Source organism: Streptomyces sp. NPDC050619 (assembly GCF_040654815.1).
GTDB lineage: Bacteria > Actinomycetota > Actinomycetes > Streptomycetales > Streptomycetaceae > Streptomyces.
Genome location: NZ_JBFAIR010000002.1, coordinates 166,019 through 182,588, shown reverse-complemented (window position 1 = coordinate 182,588; position 16,570 = coordinate 166,019). Strand labels below are relative to the sequence as shown.

Here is a 16,570-nt window from a genome sequence, read left to right as displayed (position 1 = left end):
GGATGTTGGGGTTCTCATGCCGCTGCCCGTGCCCGTCCTGCCCGAGGGCGTCGACCCCGCCTGGCTGCCGCCGGACGCCTTCCGGGCGCTCGGCAGCCGGCGGACGCTGATCCGTGGTTCGGGTCCGCTGGTGGAGACGGTGCACGGGGAAGTGGCTCAGGCCTGCGCCCGGTTCGGGGGTCGCGTCGTGCGCGACTGCGAGCCGGGTGCCACCGGGAACGACCTCGTGCTGGAGCTGACCGGCTCCGACGGCTCCGAGGCATTCATGTACGAGCGCGCGGGCGGCCGGACGACGGTCACCGCGTCCGGCCAGTCCGGGCTGCTGTACGGCCTCTTCCACGTCGTACGGCTCGGAGAGGACGCCTTCCGTGGCGAGCGGCGGTCACGGGAGGAGCACCGTCCGGCGGTGGCACTGCGGATGCTGGACCACTGGGACAACGTGGCCGTGCACCCGGTCATGGGTCAGGTGGAGCGCGGGTACGCCGGCGGGTCGCTGTTCTGGGAAGACGGCCGGGCGCGCGGGGAGTTGGAGCGGGTGCGTGCGTACGGCAGGCTGCTGGCCGCCTGCGGGATCAACGCCGTGGCGGTGAACAACGTCAACGTGCACGAGACCGAGGCCCGCCTCCTGACCGACCGGATCGGTGAAGTCGCCGAGGTCGCGGACGCGTTGCGGCCGTACGGCATCCGCACCCAGCTGTCGGTCACCTTCGCCGCGCCGATGGTGCTCGGCGGGCTGGCCACGGCCGATCCGCTGGACGCCTCGGTGCGCGCGTGGTGGGCCGAGGCAACGGCGCGGGTGTACGAGGCGATCGACGACTTCGGCGGGTACGTGGTGAAGGCCGACTCGGAGGGCCAGCCAGGGCCGTTCGCGTACGGGCGCAGCCACGCGGACGGCGCGAACATGCTCGCCGCCGCGCTCGCCCCGCACGGCGGCACGGTCCACTGGCGGGCCTTCGTCTACGACCACCGCCAGGACTGGCGGGACCGGACGACGGACCGGGCACGTGCCGCGTACGACCATTTCGTGCCGCTGGACGGGGAGTTCGCCGCGAACGCGGTGCTCCAGGTGAAGCACGGGCCGCTGGACTTCCAGGTGCGCGAGCCGGTCTCACCGCTGATCGGCGCGATGGCGCGCACCCGGCTCGCGGTGGAGGTGCAGGCCACGCAGGAGTACACGGGTCAGCAACGGCACGTCTGCTGGCTGGGCCCGATGTGGAGCGAGGTGCTGCGCTTCCGGCCGGAGCGGGACGGCGGCCCGTCGGTCGGCGATTTGGCGGGTGGCGGGCTCGTGGCGGTGTCCAACGTGGGCGACGACCCGTTCTGGACGGGGCATCCGCTGGCCCAGGCGAACCTCTACACCTTCGGGCGGCTGGCCTGGCGGCCGGACGCCGACCCCGACGGGGTGCTGGACGAGTGGATCGGGCTCACCTTCCCGTCCGCGCCCGAGCGGCTGGTCGCCGGGGTACGCGCGGTGCTGACCGGCTCCTGGCGGACGTACGAGAAGTACACGGCACCACTCGGCGTCGGCTTCATGGTGCAGCCGGGGCACCACTACGGGCCGAGCGTGGACGGCTACGAGTACAGCCCTTGGGGCACCTACCACTTCGCCGACCGGGACGGGGTCGGGGTCGATCGCAGCCGCGCCACCGGTACCGGGTACGCGGCGCAGTACGCCAAACCCTGGGCCGAGATGTACGAGTCACCGGACACCTGCCCCGACGAGCTGTTGCTGTTCTTCCACCACATGTCGTACGGGCACATGCTGCACAGCGGGAAGACGGTGATCCAGCACATCTACGACACGCACTTCGAGGGCGTGGAGGATGTCGCGGAGGCCCGGGAGGTGTGGGCCTCGCTCGCCGGCCTCGTCGATCCGGCACGCCACGCACGGGTCGCGGAGCGGTACGAGGAGCAGCTCCGCAGTGCCCGAGAGTGGCGGGATCAGATCAACAGCTACTTCTTGCGCAAGTCGGGTGTGCCCGACGCACATGGGCGCCGGATCCACTGAGCCTCGTCCAACAATGAACCCCGAGCCGTTCATCGGTGACGGGTCACACCGGAACCGTCAGCGTCGCGGTGTACCCCTGCTCGGCGCTGCCGGTGACCGTCGCGAGCTGCTGGTCGTAGCCGTCGCTGAAGACGCTGTCCGACTCCAGGGAGAGCTCGCTGAGATTCCCCACGCTCCCGCTGTAGCCGTCGGTCGCGTACACCCTGTCGCTCACATCCTTCGGCAGCGCGAGCTGCGAGGTGTTCGTGATGGACCTGGCCGCCGTGGCGTCGGCCAGGCTGCCGTACACCTCGAAGTGGACGTGTGGCCAGCGGTTCGGGTAGCAGCCGGGGAAGATGCTCTTGACCTCGGCGGTACCCCGCGCGGAGTCGCCGAAGCTCTTCGTGATGTCGCTGCGGACGACACCGCTCTCCCTCAGGACGTTGACGCCGTTGGAACCGTCGCCGGGGAAGGGGCCTTCGGTCTCCTCGGGGATCGTCTCGCACTGAATGGGCGACGACGCGGACGACGGGGAGAGCGACGGGGACGAGGACGCCGTGGTCTCCTCCTCGGAAGTGCAGCCCACCAGGGGCACGAGGCTCACCCCCGCCAGCAGCCGTACCATCCGGCGACGGGCGAGAAGGGGAAGGTCGTAGGAGAGGCCCCGGTCCTGCTCGTGGACTACTTCCTCGTGGTGTTCGTTCATGACAACAGACGGTATGAGCCGGTCCCTGTAGGCCACCAGGCATCCGGGCTGTCGGTCCCCTACCGATCGACTGTCATCTGCGTGTCACTGCCCGGACCCGTCTGAATGCGCAGGATCGCTGTGCCCAGCGGGTCGAGGGTCAGCGGTTCGCCCTGTTCGACCCGCTTGCCGGTGAGCAGGTCGGTGGCGGTGGTGTGGGCGGTCAGGTGGGCCGGGTCGGTGGTGTGGTTCAGGAGGAAGAGGTGGGCGGTTCCGTCGGGGGCGACGCGGGTCGCGGTCTCCAGGCCCCAGTGGTCGGCGTAGGGGCCGAGCAGGTCGTGGCGGGCGAGGATCCGGCGGACGACGTGGGCGACGCCGGGCTGGTCGAGGGCGGTCGCCACGTACCAGGCCTCTCCCCCGCCGTACTCGTTGCGTGTCACGGCCGGGGTGCCCGCGTAGAAGTCGGCGCCGTAGGTCGCGACCGGCTCGGCTCCGCGCGGCAGCACGATCTCGAAGACCAGGCGGGCCTCGGCCGTGAACTCCCCCAGTTCCACCGGCTGTACGACGTCCCGCGAGCGCGCGTCCCATTCGTCGACGCGGATGCCCATGAGCGGGGCGAGCGGGCCGGGGACGTCGGTGAGGAAGGCGCGGTCGTGTTCGTCGACGCGGCCGGAGAGGAAGGTGGACAGGACCGTGCCGCCACGGGCGGCCACCGCTTCGAGGCGGGCGGCGAGGTCGCCCTTGACCATGTGCAGGACGGGAGCGAGGACCACGTCGTAGGGGGTGAGGTCGGCGGTCTGCGGGATCACGTCGACGTCGGCGCCCGCCTCTCGGGCGGCCCGGTAGTAGGCGTGGACGACCTCCTGGTAGCGCAGGAGGCGGGAGGGGCCGTCGGAGATCTCCAGGGCCCACCAGCTGTCCCAGTCGAAGAGCAGGGCGGTGCGGGCGGGGGTGCGGGCGCCGAGGACGCCGGCGCCCAGAAGCTCCAACTCCCGGCCCAGCTCGGCGACTTCGCGGAAGACACGGGTGTCGTCGCGGCCCGCGTGGCCGATAACAGCCCCGTGGTACTTCTCGCAGGCGCCGCGCGAGGCGCGCATCTGGAAGTACAGGGCGGCGTCGGCGCCGTGGGCGATGGCCTGGAAGGTGGCGAGGCGGAGTTCGCCGGGGCGCCGGAGCGGGTTGACGTCGCGGCAGGCGGTGGTGGACGGGGTCTGCTCCATGAGCCAGAAGGGGGCGCCGTCCTTGAGGCCGCGCATCAGGTCGTGGGCGAGGGCGGGCCAGGTGGGCGGGGCGTCCAGGGGCGGGTAGCTGTCCCAGGAGGCGAAGTCGAGGTGGGGCGCCCAGCGGTGGTAGTCGAGGGGGCGGAACATGCCCATGAAGTTGGTGGTGACGGGCGTGTCCGGGTCGTGGGCGCGGATCGCCTCCTTCTCGGCGAGGAAGCAGCCGAGCAGGGCGTCGGTGGTGAAGCGGAAGTAGTCGAGGGTGGTGCCCTGGAAGGCGGTGTGGTCGGGGCCGCGCCAGTGCTCGGTGAGGGCGTTCGGGGGCTCGATCTCGGCCCAGTCGGTATAGCGGTGGGACCAGAAGGTCGTGCACCAGGCGTCGTTGAGGGCGTCGAGGATGGCGTACTTGTCCCGCAGCCAGACCCGGAAGGCCTCGGCGCACAGCTCGCAGTAACAGACGCCGCCGTACTCGTTGTTGATGTGCCAGGCGAGCAACGCCGAGTGGTCCGCGTACCGTTCGGCGATCCGCGCGGCCATCGCGGTGGCGTGCTCGCGGTACGCCGGTGAGGTGGGGCAGAAGTTGTGGCGCTGGCCGTAGCGGTGGCGGCGGCCCTCGAAGTCGGTGCGGTTGACCTCGGGGTGCTTTTTCGCGAGCCAGGGCGGGAGGGCGGCGGTGCCGGTGGCCAGGCAGACCCGGCGGCCTTCGGCGGCGGCGCGGTCGAGGATGCGGTCGAGAACGGCGAAGTCGTAGGCGTCCGGGGCGGGTTGGGTGAGGGACCAGGAGAAGACGCCGACGGTGAGGGTGTCGATGCCGGCCCGGGTGAACAGGCGGTGGTCCTCGTCCCAGATGGATTGCGGCCACTGCTCGGGGTTGTAGTCGCCGCCGTACGGGATCTTCGGGGTGCGGGGAGCCGTCATGCGGTGAAGTCCTCCTGGGTCTCGGCGATCACCGGGCGGCTGCTGTGCAGCAGGGACATCAGCAGGGGGGCGGCCAGCAGCGCGGGCAGGGCCTCGGTCAGCAGGGCGGTCATCGCGGCGCTCAGCACGAGCAGTGAGGCGGCGCCGAGGGTGGCACGGCCGTGCCGGAGCAGGAAGTACGCGGCGAGGCGGGCGGTGTCACGGGCGCGGAAGGCGAACAGGGAGGTGAGCACGAGCGCGTGCGCGCCCCAGAGCAGGGAGGCGAGCCCGATGACCGCGAGCAGCACCGCCCACCAGCCGGGCAGACCGGTGGCGGAGAAGTGGGTCAGCGTGAAGGCGATCACGGTGAGCCAGCCCAGCAGCGGCGCCCACAGCCGCAGCGCCGGTACGGCGTTGAGCCGCCAGCCGCGCCAGTAGGTGCGGGCCGGATGGAGGTCGGCGAGGTCGCGGTCGCGGTGGTGGAGGGCGTAGACGGCGGCGGAGAGCGCCGGGCCGAGGGGCAGCAGGCATACAGCGGCCAGGGGGAGGTTGGAGGCGTCCGGGCCCAACAGCAACAGCCCGGCCAGGCCTGGTGCGGCGGCGGCCAGCAGCAGCGCCTCGACGGTGACCAGGGTGTGGATCAGGGCGGCCGCCCGGGAAAGGGGGCCGACTCCGAACGCGGCGGCCTGAGGCGCGCTCACAGCGGCTCCCCTCCGAACAGCACCAGCCCCGCCGAACCCGACGCGACAGCGCTCATTGCGGCTCCCTTCCGAGCAGCCGTCGCTCGTCCGACCACGGCGGGGTCTGCTCCTCGACAGGGCTGACTTCGACGAGGGTGATCTCATGGCGGCTCAGGGTGAGGTCCAGGACCGCTCGGCCGTCCTCGACGGGCAGCCGCAGGTGGCGGCGGGCGGGCTCGGCGGCCTCGTGCAGTACGTCGAGTTGGTGCGGCCGGGGCGAGCGCGGGCTGCCCATCCGCTGCCAGGCGGTACGGGCGTTGCCGTGCTCCTCGTCCACGGTGGAGCGTCGTACGAACGCCTCCCCGGGCCTCGTGGGGACCGACAGGCGCACGGCATGCCGTTCGGGCCCCGGCGTCTCGCCGCTCGCGTCGACCGGCGCCCAGGCCAGTACGGTCACCCGGCCGTCCGCGTGCCGGGTCACCAGGTGGTCGTCGCCGCGCGCGAGCAGTTCCTCCCCCATCCGCGCCATGAAGGCGTAGAGGTGATAGGTCGGCTTCTTCACCTGGCGGTGGGTGAGCAGGCCGAAGCCCCCGTGGAAGAGCGCGGTCGGTATGCCGGTCTCCTCGAACATGTCGCTGAAGGTCCAGTACGAGAAGGAGTCGACGTGGTCGCCGCCGGACGCGAGGACCGGTGCCAGGTACGCGGCGTGGAAGGCGGTGTCGTGGACCGGGTTGTCGGGTCGGTAGGAGGAGTTGAACTCGGTGATGTGGACGGGGAGTTCGGCGAGCCGGGTGCCCTTGAGCCGCTCGCGGGTCGCGGCGAACTGGTTCAGGAGGCTCCGCGCCGGCTCCAGGGTCTGGTGCACGCCGAACGGCACGTGCTGGGCGGGCCCGGAGGTGTAGGCGTGCTTCGACACGAAGTCGACGGGGACGTCGTGGCGTTCTGCGAACTCGGCGAACCGCTCCAGCCAGTCGTCCGAGGCGGGTGAGATGGCCGGGCCGCCGACCTGGAGCGAGGCGTCGACCTCCTTCACGGCGTGCGCGGTCACCTCGTAGAGCTGGTGGTAGGCCTGCTCGTCCGCGTCCTGCCAGAAGTCGGCCAGGTTGGGTTCGTTCCACACCTCGATCGGCCAGGTCCGCACCTCGTCGAGGCCGTAGCGGTCGATGAGGTGGGCGAGGGTGGCGCGGACCAGTTCGGCCCACTCCTGGTGCGAGGCGGGCGGGGTGACATTGCCGCGCCACCAGAACACCGTCTGCTCCCCCGACGCCAACTCGCCCGGCATGAAGCCCAGTTCGAGGAAGGGGCGGATGCCGAGCTCCAGATAGGCGTCGACGACCTGGTCGACGTACGTGAAGGAGTGCCGGACGCGGCGGGTGCCCTCCCAGTCGTAGGGCCGGTGGACGCCCATGCCGTCGCTGAGCAGCCCGTGCCCGCGGATGTGCCGGAACCCGATCTCGCGCTGGAGCAGGGCGAGGGAGTCCTGGTAGTCGCGGCGCAGGGCGAGGTCGATGCGGCCGGTGCCGACGCAGTGACGCCAGGCCTCGGGGAGCCGGCCGCTCGGCTCGGCGGGGACACGGATCACCCGTTCTCCTTCTTGAAGCGGTCGTACGCCTTGTTGTGCATGTCGACGAGCTGGTCCATGTTCTTGGCCTTCAACTCGGTGACATAGTCGTCCCATTCGGACAACGGGCGCTTGCCGAGGGCGAACTTGAGCGTGTTCTGCGTGACGTGGTCCCGCAGCGGCGTGTCCCACAGCGTCGCCTGCTCCTGCTCGAAGGACTGGAGCGGGTGGGCCGGGGCGACGGGCAGCTCCTTGCGCTGGGCCATGGCGTCCTGGAACTTCTTCTCGTCCGGGCTGAACGAGGAGGAGACCAGGGCCCAGCTGCCGCCGTAGGTGAAGACGCCGTTGAAGAAGCCGAAGTCCTTCTGGAGGTCCTTGGGAGCGTCCGAGTCGGAGCCCATGAGGCTGATGCCGGGCTCCAGCTTGTACCGCCCGCCGGACTCGGTGTAAGTGACGCCCTTGACGCCCCACTTGCAGAACTTCTGGCCCTCGTCCGAGTACCACAGCCAGTCCACGAACTGCATCATCGCGACGAAGGTGTCGCTCTTGAGGGCCTTGCTGGAGATCATGACGCCGTTCTCCAGCCGGGCGCCGCCCAGCACCACCGGGCCCGCAGGCCCCAGCGGCACCGGCACCATCTCGATCTTCGCGCCGTCGACCTGCTTCTCCAGGTTGTAGCGGTAGTTCTGCACCAGCTCCTGCGGGTTGGCGCTGATCGCGAAGGACTTCTCGCCCAGCAGCTTCTGCAACGCGGTTTCGTCGGTCTGGGTGAAGCTCTCGGGGTCCACCAGCTTCTCGGCGACCAGTTTCCGCACGTAGTCGATCATCTGCCGGAAGCCGTCCGTCGCTCCGGTGAAGACGAACTCGTCCGCCTTCGAGTCGAAGCTGATGTTGTCGTACGTCCAGCCGGCCCTGACCCCGTACGCCTGGCCGAGGTAGCTGAACAACGCGGCTGCCGGATAGGGGGTGTTGATGCTCCAGCGGTCGGACAAGGGGTAGCGGTCGGGGTACTCCTCCTTGATCGCCTTGAAGACGTCGTACACCTCGTCCCAGCTGGTGGGCAGACTCAGGCCGAGCCGGTCGAGGACATCTGTGCGCAGCGACAGCGAGTAGCCGGACCTGACCTTCTCGTGCAGGCCGGGCAGCAGGTAGTACTTGCCGTCGGACTGCCGGATGGAGTCGAGCTCGGGCTCCAGACGCCACTTCTTCACCTTGGCCTGGAAGTTGGGCATGAGGTGCACGTAGTCGCTGACCGCTAGGATCGCGCCGGACGACACGAACGCGACCTCGGCGGGGTGGTACGTCTTGGGGATCAGGAACGGGGCGTCGCCGGAGCCGATCAGGACGCTGCGCTTCTTCTCGTAGTCCACGAGAGGGACGTCGACCGGCTTCAGGGTGACTCCGGTGCGCTTGGCCAGCTCCTTCCAGAACAGCCAGCCGTCCTTCGTCGGATAGACCGGGTTGTTGTTGTGCAGCACCGAGAAGGACAGCGCCTTGGCCGCCTTGAACTGCTGTCCGGCGCGGTACTCCTTCATCGCGCCGTTCTGCTTCTTCGACAGGTCCTTGCTGTCCCCGCCGTCGTCGCCGCTGCCGCAGCCGGTGAGGGTGGCGAGGCCTATGAAGCCTGCGGCGGAGAGGATCTGACGTCTCGACAGCTGGCCCGCGTTCGTCCGTCTTGCGTTCTTCACGGAGACTCCTTTGTTCCGTAAGCGAATGGAAGGCCGTCAGCCCTTGACCGCGCCGAGCATCACGCCCGAGACGAAGTAGCGCTGGACGAACGGGTACACGCACAGGATCGGCAGCGAGGTCAGCACGATGGTGACCGCCTGGATGTTCGCCGCGGCCTGGCTGAGCTGCTCGGTGCCCGCGCCGGCGTTGCCGCCGGTGGTGGCACCCGCGATGAGGTTGCGCAGATAGATGGTGACCGGCATCAGATCGGTCTTGTCCATGTACAGGAAGGCCCCGAACCAGGAGTTCCAGAAGGCCACCGAGTAGAACAGCACCATCGTCGCCACGACCGCCTTGGACAGGGGCAGCACGATCCGGAAGAGGGTGCCGTACGTGGACAGTCCGTCGATCTGCGCGGCCTCCTCCAGCTCGGTCGGCAGGCTCTCGAAGAAGGCCTTCATCACCAGCAGGTTGAAGACGCTGATCGCGTTCGGGAGGGCCAGGGCCCACACGGAGTTCTTCAGGCCGAGGGTGGTGATCAGGACGTAGTTGGGGATCAGCCCGCCGGTGAAGAACATGGTGAACACGGCGACGCCGACGAGCGCGGTGCGCCCCTTGAGGTGCCTCTTCGACAGGACGTAGGCGTAACAGGTCGTCAGAACCATGGCGACGACGGTGGATACGACCGTGTAGAACACGGTGTTGCCGTAGTTGCGCCAGAACATCGCGTCCTGGAAGACGATTTTGTAGGTGGTGAGGTTGAACCCCTCGGGCCACAGCGTCACTTCACCGGCGCGGATCTGGCGCTCCCCGCTGAAGGACCGCGCGATGATGTTGACGAACGGGTAGAGGGTCACCACCACGACCAGGGTGAGGATCACCCCGTTGACGCCCTGGAAGACGCGGTAACCACGCGTGGGCCGGTTGACGCTCACCACAGGCTCGTCCCCACTGTGCGGCGCGAGAGCTGGTTGGCGGTCACGATCAGGATCAGGCCGATGACCGCCTCGAACAGACCGATGGCGGCGGCGTAGCTGAAGCTGTTGGACTCGACACCGGCCCGGTAGAGGTACGTCGAGATGACGTCGCCGGTCTGGTACGTCAGCGGGTTGTACAGCAGCAGGACCTTCTCGAAGCCGACCGCCAGGAACGTGCCGATGTTGAGGATCAGCAGCGTGATCATGGTGGGCCGGATGCCGGGCAGGGTGACGTGCCAGATCTGCTGCCAGCGGTTGGCGCCGTCGATGCGCGCGGCCTCGTACAGGTCCTCGTCAATCGTGGTGAGCGCGGTGAGGTAGAGGATCGTGCCCCAGCCGGCGGTCTGCCAGATCTCCGAGCCGACGTAGATGGTGCGGAACCATTCCGGTTCCTGGATGAATCTGATCGGATCGTGGCCGAACCACCCCAGGACGTGATTGATCGGTCCGTCCGTGGCGAGCATCTGCAGCGTGATGCCCGCGACGATCACGATCGACAGGAAGTGCGGGAGGTACGACACCGACTGCACGAACCGCTTCAGGGAGCGCCGGCGCACCTCGTTGAGCAGCAGCGCCAGCACGATCGGGATCGGGAAGCAGAAGACGAGCGTGAGCCCGCCCAGCCACAGGGTGTTGCGGAACACCTGCCAGAAGGTGGGATCGGTGAGGAACATGCGCACATAGCGCAGGCCCACCCACTGCTCGCCGAAGATCGAACCGCCCGGCTCGAAGCGCCGGAAGGCGATGACGTTGCCGATCATCGGCAGATAGCGGAAGACCAGGAAGAACAGCAGGGGCAGTACGGCGAGCGAGTACAACTGCCAGTCGCGGCGCAGCGCCCGCCGCCAGCCAGGGCGCGCGGTCTTCCGCGTACGACGGCGGGGGGCGGCTCGGGCCGGCGGCGGATCCTGGGTGCCCGGCGGCGGGGCCGACGTGGTGGACGTGCTCATGCTCGGGCCTCCCGGGGCATGGCATGGGACGCGGGACCGAAACTTTCGAGCTCTTACCGGTAACTTCGCGGCAACTTAGAGCCAGTAGAAAGCGCTGTCAATGGGGGCTGCACAAGGGAATGTTGAGGCCTGAGACGGTGGTACAACCCTGGATTCACCTGGGGCCGAGGGTGGAAGAGATGAAGGGATCGGCTCGGTTAGGCCGGAACTTTCTGGCCTAAGACCGCAACGATCGGACCGATCCGCCGTTCCGCTGACGCCTGTGAGGTGCCCCCGTGCCCGCGTTCGACCTGCCGCACCAGGAGCTCGAGCAGTACCGACCGGACCTCGAAGAGCCCGCCGACTTCGACGAGTTCTGGCAGAGCACCCTGAAGGAGGCCGGGCAGCCGGACCCGGTGGTCTCGGCGCAGCCGGTGCGGACGGGCCTGCGGCTGACCCAGACCTGGGACGTGACCTTCCGCGGCTTCGCCGGCGACCCGGTGCGCGCCTGGTACAGCCGCCCTGCCGGCATCCGCGAACCGCTCCCGGCCGTCGTCGAGTACGCCGGCTACGGCCGCGGGCGCGGCCTCCCGCACGAGCGGCTGACCTGGGTGAACGCCGGGTACGCGCATCTGCTCATGGACAACAGGGGCCAGGGCGACCAGTACGGCAACGGCGGCGACACCCCCGACCCGCACGCGAGCGCGCCGGGCGGCCCGGGTCCGGCGGTACGCGGCCTGCTCGCGCCGCAGGACTACCACTACCGGCGCCTCATCACGGACGCGGTGCGGGCGGTGGCGGCGGTGCGCGCGCTCCCGGGCGTGGACGCCGCCCGCACGGCCGCCGTCGGCAACAGTCAGGGCGGAGGACTGGCCCTGGCCGTCGCGGGACTGATCCCGGACCTCGCGGCGGCCCTGGTCACCGCGCCGTTCCTGTGCGGCATCCGGCGCGCGCTCGACCTCACCGACGCGTCCCCCTACGGCGAGATCACCGCGTACCTGTCCGTGCACCGGGACGCCGAGCGGGCCGCGTACCGCACGCTCTCGTACATGGAGGGCATCTCCTTCGCCCGCCGCGCGCAGGCCCCGGCCCACTTCGGGGTGGGCCTGCGCGACAGCGTCTGCCCGCCGAGCGGGGCGTACGCGGCCTTCAACCGGTACGGGGAGCTGACGGGCGCGGATCCGCGCAAGGAGATCCACGCGTATGCGTACAACGGGCATGAGGGGGGTGACGCTGTGCAGGTACGGCGCCAACTGGACTGGCTCGCGACCACGTTGGGGGTCAGCCCGGAGCCGGCGTGAACAGCCGTCCCCGAACACCGCCGTCCTGACCTGCGTCAGCTCCGACGCGTGTCAACGGCGTGCCGTGGCAGCCTCACTTCGGGTGACGCCGCCGTCGCACACAAGACCACGACGCGGACCGGCGTCCACACTCTCGCTCATGGGAGCAATGACGAACAGCCCCGGGCAGGCACGGGCCACAGAGGAAACCTGGATGTTCCCGCCGGCAGACGGCTGGACCTTCGACCAGGTCAAGCACTTGGAGCTGCCCTTCGACTGGGAACTCGTAGACGGTGTGATCGTGGCGCGTGGGCAGACCAAGTTGTGGCACAACCACGTGCGGGACGGCATCGCGGACGCCCTCAAAGCGGCGCGTATCGAGCCCTACAGAGTCGTGACCGAGCAGTGCGTGATGTTCGATGACCGGAACACCCCCAAACCTGACGTGATCGTCTACGACACCCGAAAGCTGAACTTCTTCGAGCTGGAGTGCGTCCCGGTGGAGAAGCTCGCCCTCGTGGTCGAGGTGGTCTCCCCCGGTTCCCGCCAGGACGACCGCGTGCGCAAGCCCGCGCTCTTCGCCGAGGCCAAGGTGCCCTGCTACTGGCGTGTGGAGCTTGACCGCGACCAGCGGCTCGCGGTGCACGAGTACTGGCTGCACTCGGACCGGACACCACCTGCGCCCGCGTTCACGTTCCGCTGCGGCAGAACACCAACGTCGGCGGGGACCTGGGCCGCTGGTATCCCAGTCAGCGGGTCACCGTCGGCGACGAGTACTGGGTGACCGCCCGCTAGCTCATGCGCATGATGGGCACTCTGGGCTGGCACCCACCATCACGCCACCAGCCAGGCCGTCAGCAACTCCTCGTCGAACATCGTCTCCTCATCGATCACCACACCGGTGATCTCCTGAATCAGCCGCATGGCGCCTTGCCGGGACGAGATAGCCACCGGTGCCCCTTGCGCCGTCGACAGCAGGCCGACAGCCCTCATCTGGCCCAGCAGTCGGTCCGGATCCACCCCGTATCGCTGCTCTGGAACCGTGGTGTCGAAGGACGCAACCAGCACCCCGTCCACGGCGTAGCAGAACAGCCCGACCTGATCCGAGTCCGCTACCGAAACCGCCTCGGCCCCCCGGGACAGCCGCTGCAGCACAGCCCAATCCGCACCCGCACGGGTCTCGAACTCAAGCAGCACGGCCCACTCACCGACCCGCGCCGCACGCACCGGCCCAGAATCCGGACCTGACCTGGGCGGCTGGCGATCCATAGCCTCCGCCGCCGACAACCAGGCCAGTGTCGTCACGTCACAACCTGCGCGCTCCAATGCCTCCTGCGCGGACAGGCCCTTGGCCAGCGTCACGCAGAACGCCACGATGTCGCCGCTATCCAGCCACGCGAACTCGCCATACGCCATACCACGGATCGTAGGAACCCCCAACCGGCCCCGTACACCACCCCCGGCCACATCCCACAGCGAGTCCCCTCGGACAACGGCTGGCGGCGCTGCCCTGCCACCACCCTGGGTAACGGATGACCCCTTCCCGACGTCCAATTAGCCGCAGCGCCTGCGATCTTTTCCTCCGCAGTGCGGGAGTTCGACGGTGCCCAGGAAAATACAGAGGTCCTCCTGGAGTGCTAGCTCGTCCAGCTGTGGGCCACGTCGACCACGACCTGGTCGTCCAACTGGATCACGCGGAACGGCAGTCGGGCGCGCACACCAAGACCGACCTGCGTCTGGCCCTCGAAGGTGCCGCCGAACCGGGTGTCGCGGAAGGTGCTGTACCCGCTGATGTTCACGCCGGGCAGGGCCTTGCCCACCTCGCCCGGGTAGGTCGGCACGCCGGCCTCCAGGTCGTAGCTCCACGCGCCGACGCGGATGTCGAGTATCGCCCCGCCGGCGACCGGTATGTACTCGCCCGAGGGGTCCGCGTAGAACCGGTCCACGTACTGAACGTGGTAGCCGACCTGGCCCCCACTGGGCACGTCGAACACGACGCGGTCGTAGCACTCGTGCTGTCCGGTCCTGATGTCCTCCAGGTGATCGGCCCCCATGGCGGCACCGCCCTTGGCGCCGCTGCCCCAGCCCGTCGGGCAGGCCGCCGCCGCGTGCGAACCCTCCGCCGGGGCCGCGCCCGCGGTGCTCGCCGCCGTCCCCAGCGTGGAGCCCGCGAGCACGAGCACCGCCACTGCCGCTCCGATACGCCGCATCATGTCCCCCTCAGCCGCGCTTGGCCGCGTAACTCTGATGCCAAGTCAGACGGCCCGTAGCGCCGGAAGGTTGTACGCAAGGCGAGGCAAATGGGGCTGTGTCCGGACCACTGAACCGACCCGGTTCGGCCGTAGGGTCCCGCGTGGCCAGGCCGACGCGCGTGCTGGCGGACCGCCGGGCAGAGAGAAGTCGTATGGGTACGCCCTGTCCCTGAAGAGTTACAGGTACGCCGTGTGACCTGAAGGGGCGATGCTGCTCGGCAAGACCGCGGGGGGTACGCGCACCCGCCCACGTCGTTCTAGAGGGGAAGTTATGTCGATACGAAGACGAACACTACGGACGCTGGTCACGCTCTGCGCGGCATCGGGGCTGCTGGTTTTACCCGCCGGTCTGGCCCCCACGGCGCACGCGGCAACTTCATCCGATGTCGTACGCAATGAGGACGGGCAGTTCCTGGCAAAGGCGGAGTTCAACTCGGGGCTGCACTACTACCACCACAATGGGAAGCCCGGTCCCGGAGTGAACTCCTTTCAAGTCCTGGACCGTTGCGGAGACGGTCTGATCCCCAGAGTCACCTGGACGGAAGACACGAGGACCCGCATCGCGACACTGACGGACGAGTGCCTGCTGCCCGGATTCCCCTATCGCACCCACACGGTAAAGACCGGCTACGCCCCCGAGATCATGGAGGAGACGACCTGGTATGTGTCCCTGGTGGACGCGAACGGGGAACTCAAGTACACCGGGGACGCCTATCTGGACGACTGGATGGGGTCGTACTCCCACGACACCGGCTCGGAGTTCTTCGTCCACTCCAGCGTCTACCGCGACGAGTTCGGCACCACTGGCCAGGACACCGTCATCGCGTCCATCGTGCCGACCACGGACGCGTACGGGCGCGTCGGCTCGGTCAACGAGGTCTGGGACGAGCTCCTGGAGCGCACTCCACTGCCCCCGGGCATCACCGCGGACCAGAACGAGTCGATGCTCAAACAACTGGCCTGCCACCTGCTGTACGCCATACCGGGGAAGACGGGCGGCCCCACGTGGGATCTGGAGGCGGAGCACCCGAACATTCCGTGGGAGGAGGTGCTGGATCCGAGCAAGGTCCTGGACCACGAGTGCAACTGGGGCTTCGACGGGGACCGGTTGCCCACCATCCCACCCGTGAACGGCGATCCGGACGACGCGTCCCCGATGGTGCACGCCGGACCCGACACCACCGGGGACGAGGGCTCACAGGTGCGGCTCGACGGGGCAGCCTCCGACGACGACGGCCGGCCGGAAACCGAATGGTCCTACACCGCGGGCGACGACGTGGACGCGGGAACCACCTGCACGTTCACAGACAAGTCGAGTGTGGACACCGGATTCACCTGTACCGATGACGGCACGTTCACCGTCACGCTGACCGCCGACGACGGCGTGAACCGTCCCGTCAGCGACAGTGCACGGGTCACCGTGAAGAACGTCGCCCCCGTGATCACCGTGAACGGCCCGGAGGACTGGTCGGTACACCGGGTGAGGAGTGAGGTGGGAATCCGGGCAACGTTCACCGATCCCGGCTCCAACGACACCCACACATGCGAGGTCACCTGGGACGACGGCCAGGTGTCCACCTTCGACGCGAAGGACGGTGCCTGTGACGCCGGGCACCGCTTCGGCCGTGCCGGAATGAACACGATCAAGGTAAAGGCAGCCGACGACGACGACGGCTCTGACAACGGACAGACCATGGCCGTGGTCTACGACCCGAGGGCCGGGCTGCTGACCGGACTCGGCACTGTCGACGGGAGCGCCTTCACCGTGGCCGGCAAGTACCCGTCCGCGGGTTCTACGGTGCCGGCGGGGGCCGTCGTGCTAAATGTTCCCACGGAGGACGGACGCCTGAAGGTCGTGTCCACGAAGCTGGAGTGGCTGGTGATCACGCCGGACGGCAAGGCGGCGGTGAAGGGCGAGTCCGCCCAACACGGCTTCCTCGGGTACGCGGAGGCAGGCAAGTTCCGCGGGGTGGTCTGGCCCCTCTCCGCGGGGGATGTCCCGCCTGAGCAGCCGTTGTACGACACCAGCCCGGGGGCAAGCTGGGACATCGACCGGGCCGAGCCGAAGAGGGTGACGGCCGGGGCGATGATCATCGACTCGGGCTGGGTTCCAGGGCTTCCGCAACTGCGCGGCACCGAGGGCCTGCTGGACGACCTGCTGCCGGGGATCGGACTCGACCTCGGCCGCTGAGTGCCGTCCGGACGAGGGTGGTTCAGCGATGCCGTATCCGCTGGACCACCCTCGACCCCGGGGCGTCCCGATCCGGCCGCTCCGCCCGTGCTCGGAGACCCGGTCGTACATCCCCGCGCCCATGCATCCCGTGCACCACGACAAACTGGTCACCGACATCCCGTTCCCGGTCGAGATCGACATCAACGCGCTCACCGGGTTCTGATCTCCTTCTCGTCGGCGACCACGGTGCCAGGCGGCGGT

General features: G+C 69.0%; 14 protein-coding genes. 5 read left to right on the top strand and 9 right to left on the bottom strand.

Features of this window, described 5'->3' with window-relative positions:
• The first annotated feature begins 16 nt into the window (after positions 1–16).
• Positions 17–2,008, top strand: a complete 1,992-nt coding sequence (locus AB0I77_RS03925; RefSeq protein WP_363280726.1) for an alpha-glucuronidase — start codon at positions 17–19, stop codon at positions 2,006–2,008.
• Positions 2,009–2,051: 43 nt separating this feature from the next.
• Here AB0I77_RS03925 and AB0I77_RS03920 read toward each other — a convergent pair whose 3' ends face one another.
• The 7 genes from AB0I77_RS03920 to AB0I77_RS03890 are packed head-to-tail and all read right to left on the bottom strand — an operon-like array spanning position 2,052 to position 10,625.
• Positions 2,052–2,693 (bottom strand): intradiol ring-cleavage dioxygenase, encoded by a 642-nt coding sequence (locus AB0I77_RS03920; RefSeq protein ID WP_363280725.1) that lies wholly within the window; start codon positions 2,691–2,693, stop codon positions 2,052–2,054.
• 59 nt (positions 2,694–2,752) lie between these two features.
• The gene (locus AB0I77_RS03915; protein ID WP_363280724.1) at positions 2,753–4,810 is read right to left on the bottom strand and encodes a beta-galactosidase; all 2,058 of its coding nucleotides are present in this window, start codon (positions 4,808–4,810) and stop codon (positions 2,753–2,755) included.
• Positions 4,807–5,490: a hypothetical protein gene (locus AB0I77_RS03910; protein ID WP_363280723.1), complete on the bottom strand. Its 684-nt coding sequence runs from the start codon at positions 5,488–5,490 to the stop codon at positions 4,807–4,809. The genes AB0I77_RS03915 and AB0I77_RS03910 overlap by 4 nt, the downstream gene beginning before the upstream one ends.
• 52 nt (positions 5,491–5,542) lie before the next feature.
• Positions 5,543–7,051: a xylan 1,4-beta-xylosidase gene (locus AB0I77_RS03905; protein WP_363280722.1), complete on the bottom strand. Its 1,509-nt coding sequence runs from the start codon at positions 7,049–7,051 to the stop codon at positions 5,543–5,545.
• On the bottom strand, positions 7,048–8,718 hold the full coding sequence (locus tag AB0I77_RS03900; protein ID WP_363280721.1) for an extracellular solute-binding protein: 1,671 nt from the start codon (positions 8,716–8,718) through the stop codon (positions 7,048–7,050). Before AB0I77_RS03900 ends, AB0I77_RS03905 begins: the two co-directional genes overlap by 4 nt.
• Before the next feature lie 36 nt (positions 8,719–8,754).
• Positions 8,755–9,636, bottom strand: coding sequence for a carbohydrate ABC transporter permease (locus AB0I77_RS03895; RefSeq protein WP_363280720.1), 882 nt, complete (start codon positions 9,634–9,636; stop codon positions 8,755–8,757).
• Entirely contained in the window at positions 9,630–10,625 is a 996-nt protein-coding gene (locus AB0I77_RS03890) for an ABC transporter permease subunit (RefSeq protein WP_363280719.1), read from the bottom strand. Before AB0I77_RS03890 ends, AB0I77_RS03895 begins: the two co-directional genes overlap by 7 nt.
• Before the next feature lie 275 nt (positions 10,626–10,900).
• On the opposite strand from AB0I77_RS03890, the gene AB0I77_RS03885 reads away from it, so the two are divergent.
• Both AB0I77_RS03885 and AB0I77_RS03880 read left to right on the top strand, forming a co-directional pair.
• Positions 10,901–11,905: an acetylxylan esterase gene (locus AB0I77_RS03885; RefSeq protein WP_363280718.1), complete on the top strand. Its 1,005-nt coding sequence runs from the start codon at positions 10,901–10,903 to the stop codon at positions 11,903–11,905.
• A 193-nt stretch (positions 11,906–12,098) separates the two neighbouring features.
• Positions 12,099–12,668 (top strand): Uma2 family endonuclease, encoded by a 570-nt coding sequence (locus AB0I77_RS03880; RefSeq protein WP_363280717.1) that lies wholly within the window; start codon positions 12,099–12,101, stop codon positions 12,666–12,668.
• A gap of 50 nt (positions 12,669–12,718) precedes the next feature.
• Here AB0I77_RS03880 and AB0I77_RS03875 read toward each other — a convergent pair whose 3' ends face one another.
• Positions 12,719–13,300: a DUF6461 domain-containing protein gene (locus tag AB0I77_RS03875; protein WP_363280716.1), complete on the bottom strand. Its 582-nt coding sequence runs from the start codon at positions 13,298–13,300 to the stop codon at positions 12,719–12,721.
• A gap of 221 nt (positions 13,301–13,521) precedes the next feature.
• Positions 13,522–14,094, bottom strand: a complete 573-nt coding sequence (locus AB0I77_RS03870; protein WP_363281133.1) for a hypothetical protein — start codon at positions 14,092–14,094, stop codon at positions 13,522–13,524.
• A 313-nt stretch (positions 14,095–14,407) separates the two neighbouring features.
• Between AB0I77_RS03870 and AB0I77_RS03865 the strand changes: the two genes are divergently transcribed.
• Together AB0I77_RS03865 and AB0I77_RS03860 are read left to right on the top strand one after the other, a co-directional pair.
• Positions 14,408–16,327 (top strand): DUF2599 domain-containing protein, encoded by a 1,920-nt coding sequence (locus tag AB0I77_RS03865; RefSeq protein WP_363280715.1) that lies wholly within the window; start codon positions 14,408–14,410, stop codon positions 16,325–16,327.
• A 28-nt stretch (positions 16,328–16,355) separates the two neighbouring features.
• Positions 16,356–16,532 (top strand): hypothetical protein, encoded by a 177-nt coding sequence (locus AB0I77_RS03860; protein WP_363280714.1) that lies wholly within the window; start codon positions 16,356–16,358, stop codon positions 16,530–16,532.
• Positions 16,533–16,570: the final 38 nt, after the last annotated feature.

Bases quoted from the DNA above. Each gene is read 5' to 3' on its own strand.
- AB0I77_RS03925 (WP_363280726.1), top strand. From the start codon at position 17: ATGCCGCTGCCCGTGCCCGTCCTGCCCGAGGGCGTCGACCCCGCCTGG.
- AB0I77_RS03920 (WP_363280725.1), bottom strand. From the start codon at position 2,693: ATGAACGAACACCACGAGGAAGTAGTCCACGAGCAGGACCGGGGCCTC.
- AB0I77_RS03915 (WP_363280724.1), bottom strand. From the start codon at position 4,810: ATGACGGCTCCCCGCACCCCGAAGATCCCGTACGGCGGCGACTACAAC.
- AB0I77_RS03890 (WP_363280719.1), bottom strand. From the start codon at position 10,625: ATGAGCACGTCCACCACGTCGGCCCCGCCGCCGGGCACCCAGGATCCG.
- AB0I77_RS03880 (WP_363280717.1), top strand. From the start codon at position 12,099: ATGTTCCCGCCGGCAGACGGCTGGACCTTCGACCAGGTCAAGCACTTG.
- AB0I77_RS03875 (WP_363280716.1), bottom strand. From the start codon at position 13,300: ATGGCGTATGGCGAGTTCGCGTGGCTGGATAGCGGCGACATCGTGGCG.
- AB0I77_RS03870 (WP_363281133.1), bottom strand. From the start codon at position 14,094: ATGCGGCGTATCGGAGCGGCAGTGGCGGTGCTCGTGCTCGCGGGCTCC.
- AB0I77_RS03865 (WP_363280715.1), top strand. From the start codon at position 14,408: ATGTCGATACGAAGACGAACACTACGGACGCTGGTCACGCTCTGCGCG.
- AB0I77_RS03860 (WP_363280714.1), top strand. From the start codon at position 16,356: ATGCCGTATCCGCTGGACCACCCTCGACCCCGGGGCGTCCCGATCCGG.